Origin of the sequence: Tabrizicola soli, from assembly GCF_015999335.1 — a bacterium.
GTDB lineage: Bacteria > Pseudomonadota > Alphaproteobacteria > Rhodobacterales > Rhodobacteraceae > Tabrizicola > Tabrizicola soli.
Genome location: NZ_JAEACP010000034.1, coordinates 1 through 25,323 on the forward strand (window position 1 = coordinate 1; position 25,323 = coordinate 25,323).

General features: G+C 68.3%; 21 protein-coding genes. 10 read left to right on the top strand and 11 right to left on the bottom strand.

Features of this window, described 5'->3' with window-relative positions:
• Positions 1-549: zinc-binding dehydrogenase (locus I7S92_RS21750; RefSeq protein WP_197647607.1), on the top strand; the 549-nt coding region annotated here is incomplete at its 5' end.
• Positions 550-696: 147 nt separating this feature from the next.
• Positions 697-1,428 carry an NYN domain-containing protein gene (locus I7S92_RS21755; RefSeq protein WP_197647608.1) on the top strand — a complete coding sequence of 244 codons (732 nt, stop codon included), beginning with the start codon at positions 697-699 and terminating at the stop codon, positions 1,426-1,428.
• A gap of 12 nt (positions 1,429-1,440) precedes the next feature.
• Here I7S92_RS21755 and I7S92_RS21760 read toward each other — a convergent pair whose 3' ends face one another.
• Positions 1,441-2,274, bottom strand: coding sequence for a LysR family transcriptional regulator (locus tag I7S92_RS21760; protein WP_197647609.1), 834 nt, complete (start codon positions 2,272-2,274; stop codon positions 1,441-1,443).
• A 128-nt stretch (positions 2,275-2,402) separates the two neighbouring features.
• On the opposite strand from I7S92_RS21760, the gene I7S92_RS21765 reads away from it, so the two are divergent.
• Complete coding sequence (locus I7S92_RS21765; protein ID WP_197647610.1) at positions 2,403-2,615, top strand: hypothetical protein; 213 nt, start codon at positions 2,403-2,405, stop codon at positions 2,613-2,615.
• 71 nt (positions 2,616-2,686) lie between these two features.
• Positions 2,687-3,721 carry an LLM class flavin-dependent oxidoreductase gene (locus tag I7S92_RS21770; protein ID WP_197647611.1) on the top strand — a complete coding sequence of 345 codons (1,035 nt, stop codon included), beginning with the start codon at positions 2,687-2,689 and terminating at the stop codon, positions 3,719-3,721.
• A gap of 39 nt (positions 3,722-3,760) precedes the next feature.
• Here the strand turns inward: I7S92_RS21770 and trhO are convergent, their stop codons facing one another.
• On the bottom strand, positions 3,761-4,663 hold the full coding sequence (trhO, locus tag I7S92_RS21775; protein ID WP_197647612.1) for an oxygen-dependent tRNA uridine(34) hydroxylase TrhO: 903 nt from the start codon (positions 4,661-4,663) through the stop codon (positions 3,761-3,763).
• A gap of 99 nt (positions 4,664-4,762) precedes the next feature.
• Here trhO and pncA point away from each other — a divergent pair, with 99 nt between their 5' ends.
• The 3 genes from pncA (at position 4,763) to pncB (ending at position 7,499) form a co-directional block, all read left to right on the top strand.
• Entirely contained in the window at positions 4,763-5,368 is a 606-nt protein-coding gene (gene pncA, locus I7S92_RS21780; RefSeq protein ID WP_197647613.1) for a bifunctional nicotinamidase/pyrazinamidase, read from the top strand.
• The gene (locus I7S92_RS21785; protein ID WP_197647614.1) at positions 5,365-6,120 is read left to right on the top strand and encodes a DUF6782 family putative metallopeptidase; all 756 of its coding nucleotides are present in this window, start codon (positions 5,365-5,367) and stop codon (positions 6,118-6,120) included. Before pncA ends, I7S92_RS21785 begins: the two co-directional genes overlap by 4 nt.
• 86 nt (positions 6,121-6,206) lie before the next feature.
• Complete coding sequence (pncB, locus tag I7S92_RS21790; protein WP_197647629.1) at positions 6,207-7,499, top strand: nicotinate phosphoribosyltransferase; 1,293 nt, start codon at positions 6,207-6,209, stop codon at positions 7,497-7,499.
• Positions 7,500-7,515: 16 nt separating this feature from the next.
• Here the strand turns inward: pncB and I7S92_RS21795 are convergent, their stop codons facing one another.
• The 8 genes from I7S92_RS21795 to I7S92_RS21830 form a co-directional block, all read right to left on the bottom strand.
• The gene (locus tag I7S92_RS21795) at positions 7,516-8,532 is read right to left on the bottom strand and encodes an inorganic phosphate transporter (protein ID WP_197647615.1); all 1,017 of its coding nucleotides are present in this window, start codon (positions 8,530-8,532) and stop codon (positions 7,516-7,518) included.
• Between the two features lie 7 nt (positions 8,533-8,539).
• Positions 8,540-9,184, bottom strand: a complete 645-nt coding sequence (locus tag I7S92_RS21800; protein WP_197647616.1) for a DUF47 domain-containing protein — start codon at positions 9,182-9,184, stop codon at positions 8,540-8,542.
• Between the two features lie 99 nt (positions 9,185-9,283).
• Entirely contained in the window at positions 9,284-10,192 is a 909-nt protein-coding gene (locus I7S92_RS21805) for a phosphotransferase enzyme family protein (protein ID WP_197647617.1), read from the bottom strand.
• Entirely contained in the window at positions 10,189-10,611 is a 423-nt protein-coding gene (arfB, locus tag I7S92_RS21810; RefSeq protein WP_197647618.1) for an alternative ribosome rescue aminoacyl-tRNA hydrolase ArfB, read from the bottom strand. Before arfB ends, I7S92_RS21805 begins: the two co-directional genes overlap by 4 nt.
• A gap of 307 nt (positions 10,612-10,918) precedes the next feature.
• Positions 10,919-11,539 (bottom strand): queuosine precursor transporter, encoded by a 621-nt coding sequence (locus I7S92_RS21815; protein WP_197647619.1) that lies wholly within the window; start codon positions 11,537-11,539, stop codon positions 10,919-10,921.
• An 86-nt stretch (positions 11,540-11,625) separates the two neighbouring features.
• The gene (gene mepA / locus I7S92_RS21820; RefSeq protein WP_386001925.1) at positions 11,626-12,519 is read right to left on the bottom strand and encodes a penicillin-insensitive murein endopeptidase; all 894 of its coding nucleotides are present in this window, start codon (positions 12,517-12,519) and stop codon (positions 11,626-11,628) included.
• Complete coding sequence (locus tag I7S92_RS21825) at positions 12,519-13,889, bottom strand: MFS transporter (RefSeq protein WP_197647620.1); 1,371 nt, start codon at positions 13,887-13,889, stop codon at positions 12,519-12,521. Before I7S92_RS21825 ends, mepA begins: the two co-directional genes overlap by 1 nt.
• Before the next feature lie 60 nt (positions 13,890-13,949).
• A complete protein-coding gene (locus I7S92_RS21830) occupies positions 13,950-14,480 on the bottom strand; it encodes an acyl-CoA thioesterase (protein ID WP_197647621.1) in 531 nt (176 codons plus the stop codon).
• A gap of 122 nt (positions 14,481-14,602) precedes the next feature.
• On the opposite strand from I7S92_RS21830, the gene I7S92_RS21835 reads away from it, so the two are divergent.
• Positions 14,603-14,890 (top strand): YggT family protein, encoded by a 288-nt coding sequence (locus I7S92_RS21835; protein WP_197647622.1) that lies wholly within the window; start codon positions 14,603-14,605, stop codon positions 14,888-14,890.
• A gap of 6 nt (positions 14,891-14,896) precedes the next feature.
• Complete coding sequence (gene recQ / locus I7S92_RS21840; protein ID WP_197647623.1) at positions 14,897-16,942, top strand: DNA helicase RecQ; 2,046 nt, start codon at positions 14,897-14,899, stop codon at positions 16,940-16,942.
• 189 nt (positions 16,943-17,131) lie between these two features.
• Here recQ and I7S92_RS21845 read toward each other — a convergent pair whose 3' ends face one another.
• Positions 17,132-19,675: a hybrid sensor histidine kinase/response regulator gene (locus tag I7S92_RS21845; protein ID WP_197647624.1), complete on the bottom strand. Its 2,544-nt coding sequence runs from the start codon at positions 19,673-19,675 to the stop codon at positions 17,132-17,134.
• 172 nt (positions 19,676-19,847) lie between these two features.
• On the opposite strand from I7S92_RS21845, the gene I7S92_RS21850 reads away from it, so the two are divergent.
• Positions 19,848-25,292 carry an alpha-2-macroglobulin family protein gene (locus tag I7S92_RS21850; protein ID WP_197647625.1) on the top strand — a complete coding sequence of 1,815 codons (5,445 nt, stop codon included), beginning with the start codon at positions 19,848-19,850 and terminating at the stop codon, positions 25,290-25,292.
• Positions 25,293-25,323: the final 31 nt, after the last annotated feature.

Consider the following 25,323-nt stretch of genomic DNA (forward strand, 5'->3'; position numbering starts at 1 on the left):
GGCCTGGGCGGCATCGGGCTGAACGTGATCCAGGGGCTGAAGCTGGCGGGCGCGGACAAGATCATCGGCGTCGACATCAACGACGACAAGGAGGACTGGGGCCGCAAGTTCGGCATGACCCATTTCGTCAACCCGACGAAGATCGAGGGCGACGTGGTGGCCCATATCGTCGGCATGACCAGGACGCCTTTCGACAAGATCGGCGGCGTGGACTACAGCTTCGACTGCACCGGCAACGTCAAGGTGATGCGGCAGGCGCTGGAATGCACCCACCGCGGCTGGGGTCAGTCGATCGTGATCGGCGTCGCGCCCGCCGGGGCCACGATCGAGACGCGGCCGTTCCAGCTGGTCACGGGCCGGGTCTGGAAGGGCACGGCCTTCGGCGGTGCCAGGGGCCGGACCGACGTGCCGAAGATCGTCGACTGGTACATGGACGGCAAGATCGAGATCGACAGCATGATCACCCACATCCTCAAGCTCGAGGACATCAACAAGGGCTTCGACCTCATGCACGAGGGCAAGTCGATCCGGGCGGTGGTGGTGTTCTGAGACAGGACCTGGCTGATCGCTCGTCGAGCACTTCGTGCACTCCTCGCGGCACGTTCCGAGGAGGACACGAAGTGAACGACGAGGGGTCACAGCGGGCCGGCTGATGGCCCATTCCGATCCAGCGACAAGCAAACCGAGGAGGTCCCGATGCCCGCAGATCCCCGCGCCCCGCGCCTTGCCGTGCTGATCGACGCCGACAACATCCCCGCCCGGCACATCGAGGCCGTGCTGGACGAGATCGCCGGCCTGGGCGAGCCCTCGGTCCGCCGCGTCTATGGCGACTGGTCCAGCCAGGCCCTGTCGCAATGGAAGGAAAAGGCCCGCAGCCTGGGGCTGGTGATGCACCAGCAGTCGGCCAACACCAAGGGCAAGAACGCCAGCGACATCGGCCTGGTGATCGATGCCATGGACATCCTGCATCTGGGCAAGGTCGACGGTTTCGTGCTGGTCTCCTCGGACAGCGATTTCACCCGGCTTGCCAGCCGCATCCGCGAGGACGGGCTGCAGGTCATCGGCGTGGGCGAGAAGAAGACCCCCGAATCGCTGCGCAACGTCTGCAACCGCTTCATCTTCCTGGAAAACATCGCCGCCTCGCCCGAGCCGGCACCCGATTCGCCCGCACCGGCCAAACCGGCCAAAGCCGAGAAGGATCCGCCGTCGAAGGCGATTCCGCTCGTCCTGGCCGCGATGAAGAAGATCGGGATCGAGGAGGACAGCTATTCGCTTGGCCAACTGGGCCAGGTCCTGACCCAGCTCTATCCCGATTTCGACAGCCGCAGCTATGGCAGCGCCAAGCTTTCCGAGCTGCTGAAACGGACCGGCCGTTTCGACGTGACCAAGGGCGAGGGCAACCACCTGATCGTGCGCGACAAGGCGTAAGAAGGGGCCTGATCAGAAGATCGTGGCGAGCCAGTGGGCAAAGGCCTCTACCGCCGCCCGGCGCGGGCCGCGTGGCAGGACCAGGGCATAGGTGACCGAGGGCAGGCCGGTCAGCGGCAGCTCGACCAGGCGCCCGGCCTCCAGATCGGCACGGCAGATGATCTCGGTTGCGGTGCCCGCGCCCAGGCCCTGGCGGCAGGCCGACAGCTCCAGATGCGGGCTGCCAAGCTCGACCCGCCGCAAGCGCGCGGGATCAAGGCCGGTTCCGGCGACCTGCGCCAGTTCCCAATGCCGGTCGATCCCGATCACCCAGGGCATGTCCTGCGGATGCAGTCCCGATGCCGCGAGCGAGGGCGCGCAGATCGCCAGCACGCGCGAACGGCAGAGTGGCCGGATCTCCTCTCCGGGTGCCTCGACCCAGCCGTCGGACAGCGCCCGGATCGCCATGTCGAAGCCATCCCGCGCCAGTTCGACCCGCGACGGGCTTGGGGACAGGGCGACCTCGATCCCCGGATGCCGGGCCCAGAAGTCCGGCAGGCGCGGCATGACATGGGTCTCGGCGATAAAGGTCGTGGTCGTGACCCGGACCACGCGCCGGGCCTCGGCCGCCCGCAGCGCCGCGATCCCGGCGGCGACCGTGCCGAAGCCCTCGTCCAGGGCGCGGGCGAGCTCTGCCCCGGCCTCCGTCAGGGCCACGGTCCGGCCCGCGCGCCGGACGAGGCTCAGGCCAAGCTCGCCCTCCAGCGCACGGACCTGCTGGGTCACGGCGGCATGGGTGACGTTCAGCACCCGCCCGGCCGCGGCGAAGCTGCCCTGCCGGGCGGTCGCGTCAAAGGCGCGCAACATGGCAAGCGGGGGGAGATCGCGCCAACGTGACATGTAAGATGATCTTTCGTCCGGTGGATTTTCCTGAGTCGCAGTATCGCAGGTTTTCTGGCATTCCAAAGCGGTAATCCTGCCTTGGGACGAAAGCCATGCACGGCGTCAATCTCGACCTTCTCGCCACCAACCGCCACCATGCCGATGGCCGCCCCCGCGATCCGCATGGACAGCACCGCTTTGCGCATCTTGCTGCCCTTCATCAGGCGCGGCGGCAGCTCTGGCACAGGCGCCTTGCCCGGCTGGCCGGGCTGCTCACGGCGATCCGCCCCGCTCTGCGTCCGGCGAGGCGGGTCGTGCGGCATTGAACGGGTCCTCTCTCGGAATCCGTGTTTTCGTGCGGCCCTCGATCGCCTAGATCTGGCGCAAAGGAGCCGACATGACCCAGATTTCCCTTGGCCTCGACACGTTCGGCGATGTCTCCCTCGGTGTGGACGGCAAGCCGCATTCCATGGACCAGACCTTGCGCGAGGTGCTGGACCAGGCGGTGCTGGCGGATGAGATCGGCATCGACTTCATCGGCCTCGGCGAACATCACCGCGCGGATTTCGCGATCTCGGCGCCCGAGATCGTGCTGGCCGCCATCGCCGGGCGGACACGGCGGATCAAGCTGGGGACGGCGGTCACGGTGCTGTCGACCGACGATCCGGTGCGGGTGTTCCAGCGGTTCGCCACGCTGGACGCGCTGTCGAACGGCCGGGCCGAGCCGATCCTGGGCCGGGGCTCGTTCACCGAAAGCTATCCGCTCTTCGGCCATGACCTGAACGACTATGAACAATTGTTCGAGGAACGCCTCGACCTCTTTGCCCGCCTGACCCGCGAGCCGCGCGTCACCTGGTCCGGCCGGACCCGCAGCCCGCTGCAGGACCAGGCGATCTATCCGCAGCCGGCGCGGCCGATGACCGTCTGGGTCGGCGTCGGCGGCAGCCCGGAAAGCGTGGTGCGGGTGGTGCGGCAGGACCTGCAGCTGATGCTGGCGATCATCGGCGGCGATGCGGCGCGGTTCGCGCCCTACATCGACCTCTACCAGCGCGCCTGCGCCCAGCTGGGCCGCCCGCAGCGGCCGGTGGGGGTGCATTCGCCCGGCTTCGTGGCCGAGACCGACGAGGCGGCGCAGGAGGTGCTCTGGCCGCACTACGCCGAGATGTATGGCCGTCTCGGGCGCGAACGGGGCTGGCCGCCGGTGACCAAGGACCGCTATCTGGCCGAAATCCAGGATGGCGCGCTTTATGTCGGCAGTCCCGAGACGGTGGCAAGGAAGATCGCGCGGACGGTGAAGCTGCTGGGAATCCAGCGCTTCGACATGAAATACGCGACCGGCCCGGTGCCGCATGGCGCGTTGATGGACTGCATCCGGCTTTACGGCGAGAAGGTGATCCCGCTGGTGCGCGAGATGGTCGGCGCGCAGGCGTAGCAAGCGTAGGGTGGGTGAATCACCCACCTTACCCGGGGATCAGGCCCCCAGGTGCCGCTCACCACGCCCAGCGGCGAGTTGCATCTGGCGCTGGCGCTCCCGGAACCGCTCCCGGTCGGCTTGCGAATATTCGGTCTCGCAGGCCGGGCAAGTGACGCCCTCCTCATAGGCCGGATGCGCCCGCTCCGCCGCCGTCACCGGCCTGCGGCACGCCCCGCAGACCGAAAGCCCGCCCGGCACAAGCCCGTGACCGACCGAGACGCGGTCGTCGAAGACGAAGCACTGTCCCTGCCACAGGCTCTCGGCCTCGGGCACCTCTTCCAGGTATTTCAGGATGCCGCCCTTCAGGTGGTAGACTTGGTTGATCCCCTGCCCGAGGAGATAGTTCGTCGACTTCTCGCAGCGGATGCCGCCGGTGCAGAACATGGCGATGCGCTTGCCGGCGAAGCGGTCGCGGTTTTCCTGCCACCAGTCCGGAAATTCGCCGAAGGCCCGCGTCCCGGGATCCACCGCGCCGCGGAAGGTGCCGATCGCCACCTCGTAATCGTTGCGGGTGTCGATCACCACCGTATCGGGATCGCGGATCAGCGCATTCCACGCCGCCGGGGCCACATAGTTGCCGACGCGGGCCAGCGGGTCCACGTCGGGCTGGCCCATGGTCACGATCTCGCGCTTGAGCTTCACCTTCATCCGGCCGAAGGGCATCGTCCCGGCCTGGCTTTCCTTCCACTCCAGCCCTGCGCAGCCCGGCAGTGCCCGGATCGCCGCCAACACCGCGTCGATCCCCCCGCGCGTGCCGGCGATGGTGCCGTTGATCCCCTCTGGCGCCAAGAGGAGCGAGCCCTTCACCGCATGCGCCTGACAGACCTCCAGCAGGCCTGGTCGCAGGGCGGCGGGATCGGGGAAGCGGGTGAATTGATACAGGGCGGTGACGGTCAGCATGGCCCTCCTCTGCGCCGAAGCCCCGGAAATTTCAAGCGCTTCGCTTGACGCATCCCAGCCCCCGCCTTACCCAATGGAACAGACTTGGGGGAGGCCGCCATGAGACCCGCAACGGAAGCGTTGATCGTGATCGACGTGCAGAACGACTTCTGCCCCGGCGGCGCGCTGGCAGTAGCGGGCGGAAACGAAATCATCAGCCGGATCAATGCGTTGATGGATGACTTCGCCGCCGTCGTCCTCACGCAGGACTGGCATCCGCCGAACCATGCCTCCTTCGCCGCGAACCATCCGGGGGCCGCGCCGTTCAGCCTGACCGAGATGCCCTATGGCCCGCAGGTCCTCTGGCCCACGCATTGCGTGCAAGGAACCGAGGGCGCGGCCTTCCATCCCGATCTGCGCACCGACCCGGCGCAACTGGTGATCCGCAAGGGCTTTCGTCCCGGAATCGACAGCTATTCGGCCTTCTTCGAGAACGACCGGACCACGGCGACGGGACTGGAAGGGTACCTGAAGAACCGGGGCATCACCGCGATCACGCTGGTCGGCCTCGCCACCGACTACTGCGTGGCCTATTCGGCCATCGACGCCAGACGGTTGGGTTTCGCGGCCACCGTGCTGGAGGAGGCCTGCCGGGGCATCGACCTGAACGGATCCCTCGCCTCGGCGCGCGAGGACATGCGGGCGGCGGGCGTCCTGGTCCAATGAACCACCCGGGCGGCACCGCGCTGGTCCTGGCCTGCATTGCAGCGGGGCCGGCGGCGCTTGCCGGGGAAACCTGCGCGGCCTACCCCTATGCGGATGCGCCCGCCGAGCTCTCCGCCCTCGCAAAGCGCCTGACGAAAACGGTAGCGCCGCATCCCCTACTGGCGAAGGCTCTGGCCGATCAGGCCCCCGACCTTTGCCTGAGCGACACGCTGGTCGAGGAGCAGGCGTATTTCGAACCGGCGGCCAACCGCATCGTGGTCAACTCGGCGCTGGATCAGGATTTCCAGCTGACAATCCTGATCCACGAGGTGCGGCACGTCGAACAACATCGCAACGCGACCTGCCCGACCGTCGCCTACCGGCTTGAGGAGTACATCCGCGCCCGATTGGCCTTTGAGGCGGACGCCGCAGCAATCGGAGTCTATGTGGCCTGGAAGCTGCGGCAAGGAGGCGAATCCGGCCCGTGGGACAAGCTTTCCGCGTGGCCAACGCACAGGGACCTGGTCAGCCGCTTCGCCCGTGAAATCGCGGCCGGGGCCGGTGAGACCGCTGCGACCTCGGCCACCTTCGCGCAATGGTACGAGGATGCCGAGCGGCAGGATATCTACCGATTCGCCATCTGCTCGAACTATCTGGACGCGCTTGACCGGGAAAAGGTCCCTGACGGACAGGACAGGCTGCCCGCGGATTTCGCCGTGCGGCTTTGCGTCATGCCGGACGGGAGGCCCTATGACTGCACTTTGCCGCCCTGAAGCGGGCGGCGCGGCTTGCCTTGGCCGATGCCAGGACCGACAAGGGAAACCACCCGCGCCAGCGGAACGAGATGAAGGAATACGGCATGGTCGACATCGCCACGCGCGTCTGGAACCACAAGTGGAAGATCGACCCGATCGTGCGGTCGCTGATCGACACCGACTTCTACAAGCTGCTGATGTGCCAGTCGATCTTCCGCAACAAGCCGGACACCAACGTGGTGTTCAGCCTGATCAACCGCTCGACCAAGGTGCGCCTCGCCGACCTGGTCGACGAGGGCGAGCTGCGCGAGCAGCTGGACCATGTGCGCTCGGTCACGCTGACGCGCGGCGAAAGCACCTGGCTGCGCGGCAATACCTTCTATGGCAAGCGGCAGATGTTCCGCCCGGATTTCATGGAGTGGTTCGAAGGCCTGCGCCTGCCCGCCTATCACCTGGAAAAGCGCGACGGCCAGTTCGAGCTGACCTTCGAGGGGCGCTGGCCCGAAGTCATGCTGTGGGAAATCCCGGCCCTGTCCGTGCTGATGGAGTTGCGCTCGCGCGCCGTGCTGAACGACATGGGCAAGTTCGAGTTGCAGGTGCTGTATGCCCGCGCCATGACCCGGCTCTGGGAGAAGATCGAACGCCTGCGCCGGATCGAAGGGCTGAAGATCGCCGATTTCGGCACAAGGCGGCGGCACGGGTTCCTGTGGCAGGACTGGTGCGTCCAGGCGATGCAGGAGGGGCTGGGGGCCAAGTTCACCGGCACCTCCAACTGCCGCATCGCCATGCGCCGCGACATCGAGGCCATCGGCACCAATGCGCATGAATTGCCGATGGTCTACAGCGCGCTGGCCGATACCGACGAGGAGTTGCGCCAGGCCCCCTACCGCGTGCTTGCCGACTGGCATGAGGAGCACGAGGGCAACCTGCGGATCATCCTGCCCGACACCTATGGCACCGAGGGCTTCCTGAAGAACGCGCCCGACTGGCTCGCAGGCTGGACCGGCATCCGCATCGACAGCGGCGATCCGGCCGAGGGCGCGGAAATCGCGATCCGCTGGTGGCAGGACCGCGGCGAGGACCCGAGGAAGAAGCTGGTGATCTTCTCGGACGGGCTGGACGTCGAGAAGATCGAGGAGCTCTACGCCCGCTTCCACGGCAGGGTGAAGGTCTCGTTCGGCTGGGGCACCATGCTGACCAACGACTTCCGCGGCCTCGTGGCGGAGGACGCGCTGGCCCCGTTCAGCCTGGTCTGCAAGGCCGTGTCGGCGAACGGGCGGCCGACGGTCAAGCTCTCGGACAATCCGGCCAAGGCGACCGGACCCAAGGACGAGATCGAGCGGTACCGCCGCATCTTCGGCGTAGGCGAGCAGAAGGTGCAGGAGGTCCTGGTCTGATCCCCTGCGGCCGGCCTTACATGAACTGCGCGCCGATCAGGTAGAACACCGCGCCCATGATCGCGGCGGCCGGGATGGTGATGACCCAGGCCCAGACGATCCGCCCGGCGATCCCCCAGCGCACGGCATGGACCCGGCGGGCGGAGCCGACGCCGACGATCGACGACGTGATCGTGTGCGTGGTCGAGACCGGGATCCCCAGATAGGTCGCGCCGAACAGGGTCATCGCCCCCGCCGTCTCGGCCGCCGCGCCCTGCATCGGGGTCAGGCGGGTGATCTTCGAGCCCATCGTGTGCACGATCCGCCAGCCGCCCAGCATGGTGCCGATGCCCATGATGGTGAAGCAGGACAGGACCACCCAGGCGGGGACGGTGAATTCCTCGTAATAGCCGTTGGCATAGAGCAGGACCGCGATGATCCCCGCGGTCTTCTGCGCGTCGTTCGAGCCGTGGCCGATGGAGTAGAGCGCCGAGCTGACCAGCTGCAGCTTGCGGAAAAGGCCGTCGGTGCGCGCCGGATTGGCGCGGACGAACGCCCAGGAGACGGCCACGATCAAGAGCACGCCCAGGATGAACCCCGTCACCGGCGACAGGACGATGGCCACCAGGGTCTTGGACAGGCCGCCCCAGACGATGGCCGGAAAGCCCGCCTTGGCGACGCCCGCCCCGATGATGCCGCCCACCAGAGCGTGCGACGAGGAGGAGGGGATCCCCAGCCGCCAGGTGATCACGTTCCAGACGATGGCCCCCATCAACGCGCCGAAGATGACCGAGTTGGTCACCATGTCCGGGTCGATCAGCCCCTTGCCGATGGTCGAGGCAACCTTGGCCTCGAAGCCGAAATGATGGCCGATGAAATAGGCCGAGAAGTTGAAGAACGCCGCCCAGAGCACTGCGACGAAAGGCGACAGCACCCGGGTCGAGACGATGGTGGCGATCGAGTTCGCCGCGTCGTGCATCCCGTTCAGAAGGTCGAACAGGAAGGCGATCCCGATCAGGAAGACCAGCAGGAAGGTGACGGTTCCGGCGTCCATGACTGGCCTATACGTGTTCGATCACGATGTCGCCGATCACATGGGCGACGTCCTCGAACCGATCGCAGACCTTCTCCAGCTGGTCGTAAAGCTGGGCCCCGACGACAAAGCTCAGGGCGTCTTCCCTGGGGGTGGCCTTGAACAGGTCCTTCAACCCGGTGTCGTACAGCTGGTCCGACTGTTCCTCGATCCGGCTGATCTCGCCCACCATCTGGTGCAACCGCGCGGAATTGGCCCCGATGTCGCGCATCAGCGGCAGGCCGTCGGCGACAAGGTTGGCCAGAAGGATGATCCGGTCGCCCATCGCCCGCATGTTCGGCGCGAAGGCGACCACGTCATAAAGCACGACCACCTTGCTCGTCTTGTTCATCTGGTCGATGGCGTCGTCCAGCGCGCTGGACAGCGCCTTGATGTCGGAACGGTCGAAGGGGGTGATGAAGCTCTGCCGCAGCGACTGCATCACGTCATAGCTGATCTGGTCCGCCTCCTCCTCCTGCCGCGACAGAAGCGAGCAGCGGTCGGCCGTCCCCTCGCCCCCGTCCAGGATCGCCCGCAGCGTCTGTGCGGCTTCCTGGGCCTTGCGGGCCTGGGCTTCGAACAGGTCAAAGAAGTTGTCCGAGCGCGGCAGGATCGCCTTGATCAGCTTGAACATGGTATCTCTCGGGAATCGGGTGGCAGGACAGCCCCCGGTGGGTTTGTCGGGCGTCCGACTATCCGTTCGGAAACCCGTTGGCAATGTCTTCCGTTTCCGTCAGCCGTGCTTGAGTATGCGCCCGGCGCAGAATTCCGCCCTTGCCAGGTGGCTGCGGTGGATCGGATCCTCGGGGGCGAGCCGCGGCATGGTCCAGCCGACCGAGGCCAGCGTGCGCGCCAGGACAAAGGCTTCGACCATCGCGCTGTCGGTCGTCCCATAGCCCGCCATCAGCGCGTCGCGCAGCTGCGGATGTTCGGGGTGCTGCACCGTCTGCACCAGCGCGGTGCCCAGGTCGTGCAGGCGGAAGCCATAGCCCGAATCGTCGAAGTCGATCAGCGATACCGAACGATCGTTCACCAGCACGTTCTCGCGCAGGACATCGGCGTGGATCAGGCCGATATCGCCCGACAGCCGCTCGCGCAGGGCATCGCGGGCGCGGATCAGCAGGACGCGCTGGTCAGGGGTCGCCACCGGATGCTCCCAGAACCGGCCCCAGTGCGGGTCTTCGCCCACCAGCCCTTCCAGATCCCAGCGCGGACGAGTGAAGCCCTCCGGCAGGACCAGCCCGTCCGTGACGCGATGCACCCGGACCAGCAGCGCGCCGAGGGCATGGTAGAGATCCAGCACCTGCGGCAACGGACGGGTGAAGGGCTTCGCGGCCTCGCCCAGCGCCTCGCCCCCCATCCAGGCGATGGCCGAGGCATGGCGGCCGTCCGACAGCGGCACCAGAAGCGCCCCGCCGCCGGCGGGCAGGGCGGCCGGAACCGGCAGCCCCGCACGCGCCAGTTCCGCGCACCACCAGAGCTCGGAGCGGATTGCCGCGGGCGACTGATAGCCCGCCCGGTGCAGGCGCAGGGCGGCGCGGCCCTCGGGCACAGCCATCTCGAAGACATGGTTCTCGCGGTCGCGGATCAGGCGGATCACCCGCCCGCCCCAGTGGCCGGCCGCCTCTTCCGCCAGGGTCATTCCTCGTCTCCCACCTTGCCGCGCAACGCCTTGACCTCGCCGCGCTGGGTCTTGGCCGCGATCCTGCGGCGCTGGCTGCCCAGCGTCGGCTTGGTCGCGATCCGCCGCTTCGGCGCGACCAGCGCGGCGCGGATCATCTCGACCAGCCGCTCGCGCGCGATCTCGCGGTTGCGGGCCTGGCTGCGGGTCTCGTCCACCTGCAGCACGATCGCGCCCTCGGTCGTCCAGCGCCGCCCGGCCAGCTTCCTCAGCCGCGCCTTCACGCCGGGGGCCAGATGCGGCGAACGGTCCGCCTCGAAGCGCAGTTCGACCGCGGTGGAAACCTTGTTGACGTTCTGCCCGCCCGGACCCGAGGCGCGCATGAAGCTCTCGGACAGCTCCCATTCGGCGATGGCAAGGGTTTCGGTGACGTGCAGCATGGCCAGGTTATGGCCCGGCCTTGCGCTGCGGGCGAGCCCAAAATCTTTCGTCGAAAGATTTTGGGCCACGGCCGGAATAGAGAAAGGGTTGCCGTTGCGGGCAACCCTTTCCGAGATCCAAGGAGATGGGCCAGTTAGGCATCCAAATCCAATCGGTGGTCTATTTTCCAGGGGCTGCCCTTAGAAAATACCCCTCCCGACTGTCCCGACACCTCTCTCCAATATCACTCTCGACACTGGATCACCTCCTTTCAAATGGTTGCCGATATGGAAAGGGTGACACAGATTTTGTGTTCGTCAAGACAAATCACGCTACCCTTGCGGCCAGCCGAGCCAGCGCCAGCCGGAACGGCAGCAAGGCCACCACGGCAAGCAGGAGTTTCACCAGCCAGTCGCCCACCGCCAGCGACACCCAGAACGGAGCCTCTGGCCCGATCCCCAAAAGCGGCGCGGGCTCGGCCGCCCAGGAGACATCGACGCCCGGCTCCAGGAAGGCCAGCATGGCCGAGAAGGCGATGGTGAAGAAGATCGCGGTGTCCAGCGTCGAGGAAATCACCGGCGAAATCAGCGGCGCCTTCCACCACAGGCCCTGCCGGAAGCGGTTGAAGACCGCGATGTCCAGAAGCTGTGCGGCAAGGAACGCAAGGCCGGACCCCAGCGCGACGCGCAGCGTGACCAGCGGGCCGAACTCGCCCATGATCTGCGTGCCGATAAAGGAACAGACGATCCCGGTCAGGAAGCCGGCCAGCACCACCTTGCGGGCCGCGGCGGGGCCGTCGAAGCGGTTGGTGATCTCGTTCACCAGGAAGGCGAAGGGATAGGTGAACGCCCCCCAGGTCAGGAAGGCGCCCAGCGGATACTGGACCAGGATGTTCGAGGCGACGACGATCGCCGCCATGGCAAGGATGCCGGGCAGAAGGATGCGCATGGTGCTGTCCGTTTTGACAAGGTCGCGGAGACTTGGCCCTTCATCGGGGCGCAAGCCGCCTATACCCCTGCCTGCGGCCTGTCAACCTAGTTGGCGGCCAGAACGTCGCGGCACTGGCCGGGCAGGTCGGCCATGGTGAATTCGCGCGGGCCCTTCTTTCTCGGCGCGTCCTCGTCCTTCGGCTTCTTGCCGGTGGACTTCGGCGGGTCCAGGTAATCGGTCACCCACCACATCAACGTATCGTCGCAGCCGTCGCCGTTCTTCGACAGATCCGCCACCGTAGGGGTCTGCGTCTCGCACAGGCGCGCGCCCTTGGGGCATTTCAGGCGAACGTGGAAATGCGTGTCATGCCCCGCCACCGGGCGGATCTTCTGCAGCCATTTCTTGTCCGCCCGCCTTGCCGTGCGGCACATCTCGATCTTGACCGCGGCCGCCACGAAGATCCGGTCCACCCGCGGGTCGAGCGCCGCCTGCTTCATCAGCTCGCGGTGGGTGCGGGTCCAGTTCGCGGTCACGCTCCTCTGGTCGGCCGAGCGGACCGGGATCGAGCTGATCTCCTCGCGCGCGGCCTCGCTCAGCGACAGGCTTTGCGGCGGCAGCATCCAGATGTCGGCGTCCAGCCCGATCTGGTGGCTGGCATGGCCCGAGGTCATCGGCCCGCCGCGCGGCTGGCTGATGTCGCCGATGTAAAGGCCCTCGCCATAGCCGATCTCGCGGGCGGTCGCCGAGAGGTCCACCAGGAACTGGATCATCATCGGATGGCCGAAGTTCCGGTGCCGCGACAGCCGCATCGCCTGCCAGGTTGGTCCGGACTCGGGCAGTTCCACCAGCCCGGCCGCGCAGCCCCTGGCATAGCTGCCGATCGGCATCGAATCCTGGGCCGAAGGCGCCTCCATCGCGCCGAACAGGCGGTTCGCCAGCTTCTCGGCCTGGGCCGGGGCGGCAAGGACAAGCGACAGGATCAGTGCGCGGAACAGCATCAGGCGGCCATCTCTCCCTTGGGTCTGACGAAGGATAGCAGGAAAAGTCCGATCAGGAACAAGACAATCAGCGGCGCAATGCCGATCCGCTGGGATCCGCTTGCGGTGGTGACGAGCGCGATCAGCATCGGCGCGAGGAAGCTGGTGACCTTGCCCGAGAGCGCGAACAGGCCGAAAGCCTCGGTCGCGCGGTCCGGCGTGGTGTGGCGCGCCATCATCGTCCGGCTGGCCGCCTGCAGCGAGCCGCCCGCCGCCCCGATCAGCGCCCCGCAGGCGAAGAAGATCTGGTCCGGCAGGCTGGAGGCGGGGTCCAGCGCCAGCCCCCACAGGCTCTCGCGGGTCATGCCGACGATCACCAGGCAGACCAGGACCAGCACCAGGATCGAGACCGCGATCACCGGCTTCGGCCCATAGGCGCGGTCCGCCCGCCCGCCGATGAAGGACGCGACCATGGCCGTCACCGCGCCCACCAGCCCGAAGATGCCGATCTGGATGATCGACCAGCCCAGCACGCCCGAGGCATAGACCCCGCCGAACCCGTAAAGCCCGTTCAGCGCGTCGCGGTACAGCAGGGACGAGCCGAGATAGGCCGCCAGGCTGTGCCGGAAGCGCAGCGACCGCAGCAAATCGCGCAGGCTGGCGAAGGCCCGGCCGAGGTGCAGCGGCCGCGCCGCCATCCGGGGCTCGCGCACCCAGAGGAAGAAGGGCACCATGAAGACCACGAACCAGATCGCGGTGAAGGGGCCGACAAAGCGCGTCCCCTCGCGCGCCTCGGGGTCAAGGCCCAGCAGCGGCTCCATCCCCAGCAGGGTCAGGCCGCTGTCGGCGCTTTCGGCGAAGAACATCAGCATGACGACCAGCGCCAGAAGCCCGCCGAGGTAGCCGAAGGCGAAGCCGGTGCCCGAGATCGCGCCCAGATCATCCGCCTGGGTCAGCGAGGGCATCAGCGCATTGGTGAAGATCGTGGCGAACTCCATCCCGATGAAGCCCAGCCCGAACAGGCCGACCGCGAGCAGGAGCATCCCCTCGCCCCCGCCCGGCGCCACCCACCACAGGCCGGCCGAGCCGATGACATAGAAGAGCGAGAAGGTCCGGACCCAGACCATCCGCCGCCCCGTGCTGTCGGCGATGGCCCCCAGCACCGGGGCCAGCACCGCCACCGCAAGCGAGGCCGCGCCCAGTCCCCAGCCCCAATAGGCCTGCGCGGCGGCCTTGGCGGCCTCTTCATCCAGCCCGGCACCCATGTAATAGCCCCGGGCGATCTCGGCGAAATAGGGGCCGAAGATGAAGGTCAGCAGCAGCGTGCTGTAAGGCTGGCTGGCCCAGTCGAAGAAATACCAGCCCCAGATGCGCTTCCTGTCGCCGACCATGCCCGCCCCCTTGTTTTGCCGCGAAGTGAAGCCGGAAACCGCGCCCCGCGCAAGCCGCGCTCAGCGCGCGGGCGGCCAGGGGCGCTGCGCCTCGGCCTCGATCCAGGCCTTGACCCAGCCTGGCAGCTCCGGCCCCTCCTCCGCCACCCCCATCGCCCGCGCCAGCTCACGCGGGGGAACCATGCCCGCCTTCGAGATGATGGCGGACCGGATCAGCACCTGCGAGGCGCAGTCCTCGCCCCTCCACATCGACTGCTCCATGTAGAGGAAGCGATGATCCCAGCCTAGGCAGCGGGTGCGCATGGTCAGGCGCATGAACATCGTCACCCGCTTGCGATAGCGCGTGCTGGACCCCGCGACCGTCAGCCCCCAGCCCTTTTCGCGCAGCACCCGCTCGACCCCCGTGCGTCGCGCCAGCGGCAGGCGGCCCAGATCGTACAGCGTCAGCGTCCGGCCGTTGTTCAGCTCGACCCAGGGGTCGAGGTCCCAGGGCCAGCAGATCAGCTGGCTCACATGGGTGTCGAACAGGCCCAGCTCGGGCTGGCGGCGCGCCAGGGACAGCACCTTGGCCATGCGCAGGAAAGGATACATCGGCGACCTCCGGCCCCCTGCCTGACCCGGCATCCCCCCCGCGTCAAGCAAGACGCTGCGTGAGGCATTGCCCTTCCGCCCTGCCGCCGCTACCTGTGGCAGGACCGCAAACGGAGCGCCCGATGACCTCGCTTTTCCAGATCCTGATGCTGATCCTCGACATCGCGCAGTTCATCATCATCGCGCATATCATCATGTCCTGGCTGATCAATTTCCAGGTCCTGAACCTGCGCCAGCCGCTGGTCGCCCAGGTCTGGGACGGGCTGAACCGCGTGCTCGAACCGCTCTACTCCTTCGTCCGCCGCTTTCTGCCGAACATGGGCGGGCTGGATCTTGCGCCCCTCGTGGTCCTGATCGGCGTCTATGCGCTGCGGATCGTGCTGATCAACAACGCCGCCGCCTTCTTCTGATCCGCCTTGGACCAGGCTGCCCGGCTTCTTCATTCCGTCTTCGGCTTCCCCGAGTTCCGCCCCGGTCAGGCCGAGATCGTCCAGGCCGTGCTGTCCGGCCAGAACACGCTGGCGATCATGCCCACCGGCGGCGGCAAGTCGCTGTGCTTCCAGCTTCCTGCCCTGTGCCGCGAGGGGGTGACGGTCGTCATCTCTCCCCTGATCGCGCTGATGCGGGACCAGGTCCGCGCGCTGCGGGCGGCGGGGGTCGAAGCGGGGGCGCTGACCTCGGGCAATACCGAGGAAGAGACCGAAGAGGTCTTCCAGTCCATCGACGACGGCCGGTTGAAGCTTCTTTACATGGCGCCCGAACGCCTCGCCTCGGGTGCGGCGCTGGGGCTGCTGCGCCGGGCGAGATGCAGCCTGATCGCGGTCGACGAGGCGCATTGCGTCAGCCAGTGGGGCCACGACTTCCGTCCCGACTACCTGCGGATCGGGGAGTTGCGGCGCGCCCTGCGGGTGCCGCTGGCCGCCTTCACCGCCACCGCGGACGAGGAGACCCGGGCCGAGATCGTCAACCGCCTGTTCGACGGCGAGGCCCCGGCCACCTTCCTGCGCGGCTTCGACCGGCCGAACATCCACCTGGCCTTCGCGGTCAAGGACAGCCCCCGCGCCCAGATCCTCCGCTTCGCCGCCGCGCGCCGGGGCCAGTCGGGGATCGTCTACTGCGCCACCCGGGCCAAGACCGAGACCCTCGCCCAGGCCCTGCGCGAGGCCGGGCACGGAGCGGTGGCCTATCACGGCGGGATGGAGGCGGACGAGCGCCGCCAGGTCGAGGCCCGCTTCCAGCGCGAGGACGGGCTGATCGTGGTGGCGACCATCGCCTTCGGCATGGGCATCGACAAGCCCGACATCCGCTGGGTCGCCCACGCCGACCTGCCGAAGTCGATCGAGGCCTATTACCAGGAGATCGGCCGTGCCGGCCGCGACGGCTCGCCGGCCGAGACGATGACCCTCTACGGCCCCGACGACATCCGCCTGCGCCGGTCCCAGATCGACGAAGGCGCGGCGCCGGCGGATCGCAAGGCCGCCGACCACGCCCGGCTGAACGCGCTTCTGGGCCTGGCCGAGGCGCTGGGATGCCGACGGCAGGTGCTGCTCGGCTACTTCGGCGAGGCGGCCGAGCCCTGCGGCAACTGCGACCTCTGCGACCGCCCGGCGCAGCTGTTCGACGCGACCGAGGCGGTGCGCAAGGCCCTCTCGGCGGTGCTGCGGACGGGGGAATGGTTCGGGGCGGGGCATCTGATCGACATTCTCACCGGCTCGGCCACGGCCAAGGTCCGCGAGCGGGGGCATGACCAGTTGCCGACCTTTGCCGTGGGCAGGGACCTTTCGAAACCCGCCTGGGGGGCTGTGTTCCGCCAGATGATGGGCCGCGACCTGCTCCGCCCCGATCCCGACCGCCACGGCGCGCTGCGGATGACCGAGGCGGCCCGGCCGGTCCTGCGGGGCGAGGCGACGGTGACCCTGCGGCGCGACACCGTGGCCGCGGCGGGCGAGCGGGAGGCGGTGGTCCGGGCCCAGGTGGCGGAGGAGGACCTGGGCCTCCTCGCCCAGCTGAAGGCCAAGCGGCGGGCGCTGGCCGAGGCGCAGAACGTGCCGGCCTATGTGGTCTTCCCGGACAAGACGCTGATCGAGATGGCGGAGAAGAAGCCCGCCACGCTGGACCAGATGGCCGGGATCACCGGGGTCGGGGCGCGGAAGCTGGAAAGCTACGGGGCCGCTTTCCTGGAGGTGATCACCGGGGCGGCGGAGGGGCTGCACCCGGCGCGGATGCGGTTGGCCGGGCGGCCGGAGGGGGCGGTGTTCGACCGGCTGGCGGAGGTGCAGCTGGCGCTCGTCCGGGGGGAGGACGGGACGGGGAAATACCTGACCTGCTCTCCCGCGACCCTGCGGGCGATCGCGGAGCGGCGGCCCTCGACGCTGGCGGAGCTGGCAGGGATCGGGGGCATCGGGGAGGCCAAGGTGGAGCGGTTCGGCGCAGCGTTCCTGCGGGTCCTTCGGGAAGGGTGACGCGGGCTGGCCACGCGGGCGGGATTTCGGTTCCGTTTTAAATCAAAGGCTTGGCTTTGGGCGTTAGGGATCTGGAAAGGATTTCGGAGGCCCCGGGGCCGGGGTTGTCCGTGGGTTCGGGACCGGGGCGGGGCCGGCCCGGACCTGCGGGCGTCGGAAGGTGCGCTGTAGCGCACCCTACGGAGGGTGTCATGCGGCGTCCTCGGCGGGGGGGACGGGGGTGCGCACGCCGGGGGGACAATGTTCGGTCAGGGCGCTCTCGATCGCGGATTTGCGCAGGGGCTTGGTGAGATACTGGTCGATCCCGGCGGCGAGGATCGCCTCGGCGTCACCCTCCATCGCATGGGCGGTGAGCGCGATGATCGGGACATGCGCGCCCTGCCCTTCCAGCGCGCGGATCGCACGGGCGGCTTCCTTGCCGTCCATCTCGGGCATGGAAATGTCCATGAACACGATGTCCGGCCGGTAGCTTTCGAACATCTCGACCGCGATGCGGCCATTGTCGGCGAAGACCAGGTCCAGATCCATCGCCCGGACCATCTTCTGGAACACGAGCTGGTTGGTGCGATTGTCCTCGGCCGCGAGCACGCGCAGCTGGCGCAGCTCGACCGGCTTCAGCCGCAGCCTCGGCAGGGCAGGCGCGGTCGGGGCGGTCAGCGCCTGCAGGTGGCGATAGAGGTCCGAGCGCAGGACCGGCTTTTGCAGGATCGCGGCGAATTCCTGCGCGGCCCCTGCGGCCAGATGCGAAGGGTTGGAGGACAGAAGGATCACCGGCAGGCCGTGACCTGCCGCACGGATGTGCTGGAGAAGCACATCGCCGTCCATCTCGGGCATGGCATGGTCGGTCAGGATCACGTCGTAATCGGGGTCGGTGGCCAGACGCTCCAGCACCTCGGCGCCCGAGCGGCAGAGCGTCACCTCGATCCCGCAGGGGGTCAGCTGGCGTTCCAGGATGGTGCGGTTGATGAACTGGTCGTCCACCGCCAACACCCGGCGGACGGCGACCGGCACCTGCACCGGCCCGGCATCCTCGGCCACCGGCAGGGTGACGCGGAAGCCGAAGGAGGAGCCCTGCCCCGGCTCGCTGTCGACCCAGACCGCGCCGCCCATGCGTTCGATCAGGCGGCGGGTGATGGCAAGGCCGAGGCCGGTACCCTCGAACTTGCGGTTCTGCTCATCCTCGACCTGGTTGAACTCGCCGAAGATGTGGTCGAGGTATTCGGGCGCGACGCCGATGCCGGTGTCTTCCACCGTGACATGCAGGGTCTGGCTGTCGTCTTCGGTTTCCACTCCGACGACGCGGGTCAGCACATGGCCGGTCTCGGTGAACTTGACGGCGTTGCCGATCAGGTTGGTCAGCACCTGGCGCAAGCGGCCGGGGTCGCCGACGAAGCGGGTGGGCAGGAACATGTCGAAGTCGATCATCAGGTCGATCCCCTTCTCCCGCGCGCGCGGCTGGAGGAGCATGGTGACCTCATGGATCGTGCGTTCCAGATCGAAGGGCTCGGGCCGCAGCGTCAGGCGCTCGGCCTCGATCTTGGAATAGTCAAGGATGTCGTTGATGATGACGAGAAGCGCCTCGCCCGACGACCGGATCGTCTCGGCGAAGAGGCGCTGTTCCTCGGTCAGGGCGGTGTCGCAGAGGAGTTCCGCCATGCCGACGACGCCGTTCATCGGGGTGCGGATCTCGTGGCTCATGTTCGCGAGAAAGGCCGTCTTGGCGCGGTTCGCGGCCTCGGCGGCGTTGCGGGCGGCTTCGAGCTGGGCCTGCTGCTCGCGGAGCGCGGTGATGTCGGAGCGCAGCCCGACCCGGCCGCCGTCGGGGGTGACATGATCGGATTCGAGGATCACGCGGCCGCCGGCCAGCACGTTCTCGGCCGTGCCCTCGGCCGCGCGGAACCGCTGGAGCCGGTCGGCGAGCCAGTCCTCCTCGCGTCCCACGGCCTCGGGGACATGGCCGTTCCTGAGGCCGTGGCGCAGCAGGTCCTCGAAGGTGGTGCCGGGCTGCATGGCCGCGGCGCTGTCGGGAAACAGCTCACGGTAACGCTGGTTGCAGGCCAAAAGTCGCTCCTCCCGGTCGAAAAGGACAAAGGCATCGGGCAGCGCGTCGATGGCGGCCCAGATGCGCATCTGGTCGGTGATGTCGAGCGCGAGGCAGACGAGATCGCCGTCGCGGGCGCGGCGGTCCTGGAGCTTGACCCAGGTGCCGTTGCGGAATTTCAGGGTGACAGGCTCGACCGGGTCGGCGTCGAGCCGGGCGAGCATGCGGGCGACGAAGGCGTCGGGGGCCTCGTCGCCAAGGTCGAGCCGGCCGGAAGTGGCGATGACGCGGACCATCTGCTCATAGGGGACGCCGGGGGCGATGGCATAACCCTCGAAGCTGGCGAGCCAGGCGAGGTTGGCGCTGACCAGCCGCTTGGCGCTGTCGAAGACGGCGAAACCGTCGCGGATGGTGTTGATCGATTCCCAGAGCCGGCGCTCGGCCATGACGGCGGCGGTATGGGCCTTGTCCAGATCCTCGACGAATCGGTGGTTCTGGGTCTTCAGCGCCTCGGCCTCGGTCAGGGCCGAGCGGACCATCTGGCGCTGTTCGACGATCTGGTCGGACAGCGCGCGGGCGTGGATCGCGAGTTTCTCGTTCGCGGCGAAGAGTTCGCGGCTTTTCTGCTCCAGCAGCCGTTCGGCCGCAAGGCGGGCGCGGCGTTCCCTGAGCAGACGTTCCGATACTTCCATCACTTCAGCCGACATCCTGCCCGAACATCCAGCCTTGCGAGGTCCCGCGTCCGGATTCCCGACTACCCTGCCGCAGCAAAGTGAACCAAGACTTAACGCCGATGGGGCTGCCGCCTTGCCAGCGCGGCGGCCCGGTGCGAGATTTCGGGCAATCCACCGGGAGGGCATTGTGATGCGTTGGTTTCTGCAGGTCGCCGTGGCGGCGCTCATCGGCTTTTCCGGTATGGCCGGGGCGCAGGAGCTGATTCCCGAGCGGCGGGTCGTCGTGGCGCAGGACCAGGACCTGCCGGGGGGGGATATCGCCAGCGTCTTCGATACCACGATCGAGGCCTGCGAGCGCGCCTGCCTGACCAACGCGCGCTGCACGGCCTATGTGTTCAATTCGCGCAATGGCTCGTGCTTCGTGAAAAGCGGCCCCGGCGAGGGGGCGTTCTTTGCCGGGGCCTGGTCGGCCCAGGTGATCGAGGCGGATGCGCGGGTGATGGCGGGGGCGGCAGAGCGGCGCAAGGAACTGGCCTTCCTGCAGGACTGGGACGTGACCCCGGCGCTGGAACAGGCGCAGGGGCTGGGGCGGCTTTATCCGACGGGTCCCTGGACGGCCGAGGAGCATCTGGCCGAGGCCGCTGCCGGCGAGGGTCGGGGCGACTGGGCGGCGGCGGCGGCCTCAACGGGCGCGGCGCTGAACCTGACGGACGATGCCGCGACCTGGGGCGAGTTCGCGCGGCGGCAGCTGGAGGCGGCGAAGGCGGACCAGAACCAGCAGTACTACTGGCTGGCGCAGGCGCTCTCGGCCTCGGTCAACGGCTATCTCAGGGCGGAAAACCCGGCGCTGCGGCATACGATCCTGGTCACGATGGCCGAGGTGCTGGAGCGCAGCGGCCGGGGCAGCGACACGGTGCAGGCGCTGCGGCTGGCGCAGTCGCTGCAGGAGCGGGTGGATACGGCGGCGCTTCTGGACGATGCGATCGGGAAATACGGCTTCCGCATCAGCGAGACGGTGGTGCAGTCCGACCTCGCCCGGCCCCGGATCTGCGCGACGTTTTCCGAGGATCTGGTCGCCTCGGGCGTCGACTATTCCACCTTCGTCCAGCTGAAGGACCCCGGCCTGACGGTGGAGAACGGCGGCTGGCGACAGCTTTGCGTGGCGGGGCTGGAGCACGGCAGGCGCTATTCGGTCACCTTCCGCGAGGGCCTTCCGGCGGCGGACGGCCAGACCATGGCGAAATCGGTCGAGATCACGCAATACGTCCGCGACCGCGCGCCGGGGGTGAAGTTCCCGGGCCGGGGCTATGTGCTGCCGAAGGCGGGCGATCCGGCGCTGCCGGTCCAGACGGTGAACACCGAGAAGCTGGACCTGACGCTCTATCGCGTGACGGACAGGAACCTGTTGCGCTCGGTGCAGGACTATTACTTCGGCGCGCCGATCAACGTCTATTCCGAGGAGTATTTCGCCGACACCGTGGGCGAGTCACTATGGACCGGCCAGGCGACGGTCGCGCAGGAGGTGAACAGGGACGTCACCACCCGCCTGCCCTTGGCCGAGGCGCTGGAGGGGCTGCCAGCGGGGATCTACGCGCTGAAGGCGGAAGTGCCGGGGGTGGATCCCTATACCATCCCGCCGGGATGGCAGTGGTTCGTGATCTCGGACCTCGGGGTCACGACGATGTCCGGGGTCGACGGGCTGCATGTCTTTGTCCGCTCCCTTGGGACGGCGGAGGCCAAGCCGGGAATGACGGTCGAGCTTCTGAACCGCGCCAATACGGTGCTGGGCACCGCCACGACCGACGATCAGGGCTATGCGCGGTTCGATGCCGGGCTGACGCGCGGCTCGGGCGGCTCTGCCCCGGCGATGGTGGTGGTGAAGGACGCCGACAAGGACATCGCCTTCCTGTCGCTGACCGACCCGGAATTCGACCTCTCGGACCGGGGGGTGGAGGGGCGCGAGGCGGCGCCTCCGGTGGACGTGTTCGTTACGACCGACCGGGGCGCCTATCGCGCCGGGGAGACGGTTTATGTCACCGCGCTGGCCCGCGACGCGGAACAGGCGGCGGTGGAGGGGCTGCCGTTGACGGCGGTGCTGAAGCGGCCGGACGGCGTGGAATACTCGCGCCAACTGGTCGAGGATCAGGGTGCGGGCGGGCATGTGTTCAACCTGCCCATCGCCGGATCCGCCCCGAGGGGCGTCTGGCGGCTGGAGATGTTCGCCGACCTGGAAGCCCCGGCCCTGTCGTCGAAGACCTTCCTGGTCGAGGACTTCCTGCCGGAACGGATCGACTTTGACCTGACCCTGCCGGAAGAGCCGCTGTATGTCGGCCGGGATTCCTCGGTCGATCTGAACGTCGCCGCGCGCTATCTCTTCGGCGCGCCGGGGGCCGGGCTGGCGATCGAGGGCGAGGTGCTGCTGCGCGCGGCCGAGGGGCTGGAAGCCTTCCCCGGCTATGTGTTCGGCCGCCACGACCAGCCCTTCAGCGCGCAGATGGAGTCGCTGAATGGGGCCGAGACCGACGAGGCGGGCAATGCCGTGCTGCCGGTCTACCTGCCGATGATCGAGGACCCGCACCGCCCGCTGGAAGCGCGGGTGACCGTGCGCGTCGCCGAAGGCTCGGGCCGGCCGGTGGAGCGGCAGGTGGTGAAGGCCGTCACCTCGGCGGATCCGATCATCGGGGTGAAGCCGATGTTCGACGGAGTGGCCCCCGAGGGCGGCGAAGCGCGGTTCCAGATCATGGCCGTGCAGGATGGTGCGATGGCGGGCCTGCCGGTGAAATGGACGGTCTCCCGCGTGGAATACGACTATCAGTGGTACCAGAGCTTCGGCAGCTGGAATTGGGAGCCGGTGGTCAGCCGGTCCATCGTGGCCGAGGGCGAGTCCGATCTGGGGGCCGCCCCGGTCGAGATCGCGGCGGATGTGACCTGGGGGACCTACGAGATCCTGGTCGAGCGTCGGGATGGCGGCAAGGCGGCGACCTCGATGGAGTTCTATGCGGGCTGGTATGCGCCGGCGGATGCCTCGGCCACGCCCGACACGCTGGAACTGTCGCTGGACAAGCCGGCCTATAAGCCCGGTGAGACGGCGACCCTGAGGATCGTGCCGCGCGCGGCGGGGACGGCGCTGGTGACGGTGCTGTCGAACCGGCTGGTGGCGATGCAGGCCGTGGAGGTGAAGGAGGGGGAGAGCCTGATCCAGTTGCCGGTGACGGACGACTGGGGTGCGGGGGTCTATGTGACGGCCTCGGTCCTGCGGCCGATGGACGTGGCGGCGGGCCGCAATCCGGCGCGGGCTTTGGGGCTGACCCATGCGTCGATTGATCCCGGTGCAAGGGCGCTGAAGGCGACCGTCGAGGTTCCGGCCGAAGCCGCGCCGCGCGGGCCGCTGGAGGTGGCGGTTAAGGTGGACGGGGTGACGGCGGGCGAGACGGCCTATGTCACCATCGCGGCGGTGGATGTGGGCATCCTGAACCTGACCGGGTTCGAGGCGCCCGATCCGCAGGGCCATTACTTCGGCCAGCGTCGGCTGGGCGTGGGCATCCGCGACATCTATGGCCGGTTGATCGACGGGCTGAACGGGGCGACCGGGGAGGTCCGCTCCGGCGGTGACGCGGGCGCGCAGGCGCGGCTGCAGGCGCCACCTCCGACAGAGGAGCTGGTGGCCTACTTCACCGGACCGGTCGAGGTGGGTGCGGACGGCTATGCGCGGGTGTCCTTCGACCTGCCCAGCTTCAACGGGACGGTGAAGGTGATGGCGGTCGCCTGGTCGAAGACCGGGGTGGGGCAGGCCAGCGCCGATGTGCTGGTGCGCGATCCGGTGGTGGTGACGGCTTCGGTCCCGCGCTTCCTGTCGCCGGGGGATCGGAGCCGCCTGCTGCTGGAGGTGGTCCATGCGACGGGGCCCTCGGGGCGGATGAGCCTGGACGTCGTCGCCAATGGCTTGACGCTGGGCGAGGTGCCCTCGGGCTTCGATCTCGGCGACAAGGCCAAGGCGGTATTCGAGGTGCCGGTGACGGCGGGCGCGGTGGGTATCCAGACCATCGACGTCAGCCTGACCACGCCGGACGGGAAGGTGCTGAAGAAGACCCTGACCGTCCCGGTGCAGGTGAACGATCCCGAGATCGCGCGGATCAGCCGGGTGGAACTGGCGGGCGGCCAGAGCTTCACCTTCGACGGCGATGTGTTCGCGGGACTGGTCGCGGGCTCGGGCAAGGCGACGATGGCGGTGGGGCCGATCGCGCGGTTGAATGCGCCGGGCCTGCTGGCGGCGCTGGACCGCTATCCCTATGGCTGCACCGAGCAGATGACCAGCCAGGCCATGCCGCTTCTCTACTTCGACGAGGTGGCGCGGGTGATGGAGCTGAAGGGCGCCGAGGACCTGCAGAAGCGCATCGACGAGGCGGTGGTGGAGATCCTGGCGAACCAGAGCTCGACCGGCGGCTTCGGGCTTTGGGGGCCGGGCGAGGGCGACTTCTGGCTGGACGCCTATGTCACCGACTTCCTCAGCCGGGCGAAGGCTCAGGGTTACCGGGTGCCGGAGCTGGCGTTCCGCAACGCGCTGGCGAACCTGCGCAACCAGGTGAACTATGCGCCCGACTTCAGCGCCGAGACCAATGGCGGCGGCGAGGCGCTGGCCTATGCGCTGATGGTGCTGGCCCGCGAGGGCGCGGCGGCGATCGGCGACCTGCGCTATTATGCCGATGTGAAGGGCGACGACTTCGCGACGCCGCTGGCGATGGCGCAGCTGGGGGCGGGGCTGGCCTCCTACGGCGACCAGGCGCGGGCGGATGCGATGTTCCGCAAGGCGGCGGCGAAGCTGGAGGCGCTGGGGCCGGAGGAGGGCCAGGTCTGGCGGGTGGACTATGGCACCCGCTATCGCGACGCGGCGGCGCTGCTGACACTGGCGGTCGAGGCCGGGTCGCAGGCGGTGGACCGCGAGGCGCTGACGGACCGGATCGCGGTGCAAAGCGGCCAGCTTTCCACGCAGGAGGCGACCTGGGCGCTGATGGCCGCCAATGCGCTGATCGACCGGCCGGGGGCCGAGGGGATCACCATCGACGGCCAGCCGGCCGACGGCCCGCTGGTGCGGGTGCTGGACGCGGGCGCGGTGACGCCGGTGGTGGTGAAGAACGGCGGCGCGGATACGACGGTCACCGTCACCACCTATGGCGTCCCGTCCCAGCCGGAACCCGCCGGCGGCAACGGCTATGCGATCACGCGCAGCTACTACACCCTGTCGGGCGAGCCGGTGGCGCTGGACAAGGTGGCGGCGGGGACCCGGCTGGTGACGGTGCTGGAGGTCACGCCCTTTGCCTATGGCGAGGCGCGGCTGATCGTCAGCGATCCGCTGCCGGCCGGGTTCGAGATCGACAACCCGAACCTGATCACGGCGGGCTCGACCTCGGAACTGGGCTGGCTGGACGCCCTGCAGGACGTCACCCATTCCGAGTTCCGGCAGGATCGCTTCGTCACGGCGGTGGACTGGTCCTCGGACCAGAGTTTCCGCCTGGCCTATATGGTCCGCGCAGTCAGCCCCGGCACGTTCCACCACCCGGCGGCCTCGGTCGAGGACATGTACCGGCCGGACTTCCGGGCGCGGAGCGAGACGGGGGCGGTGACGATCACGAAGTGAGCCCTCAGCGGAAACAGGCGCGTTTCCCCAG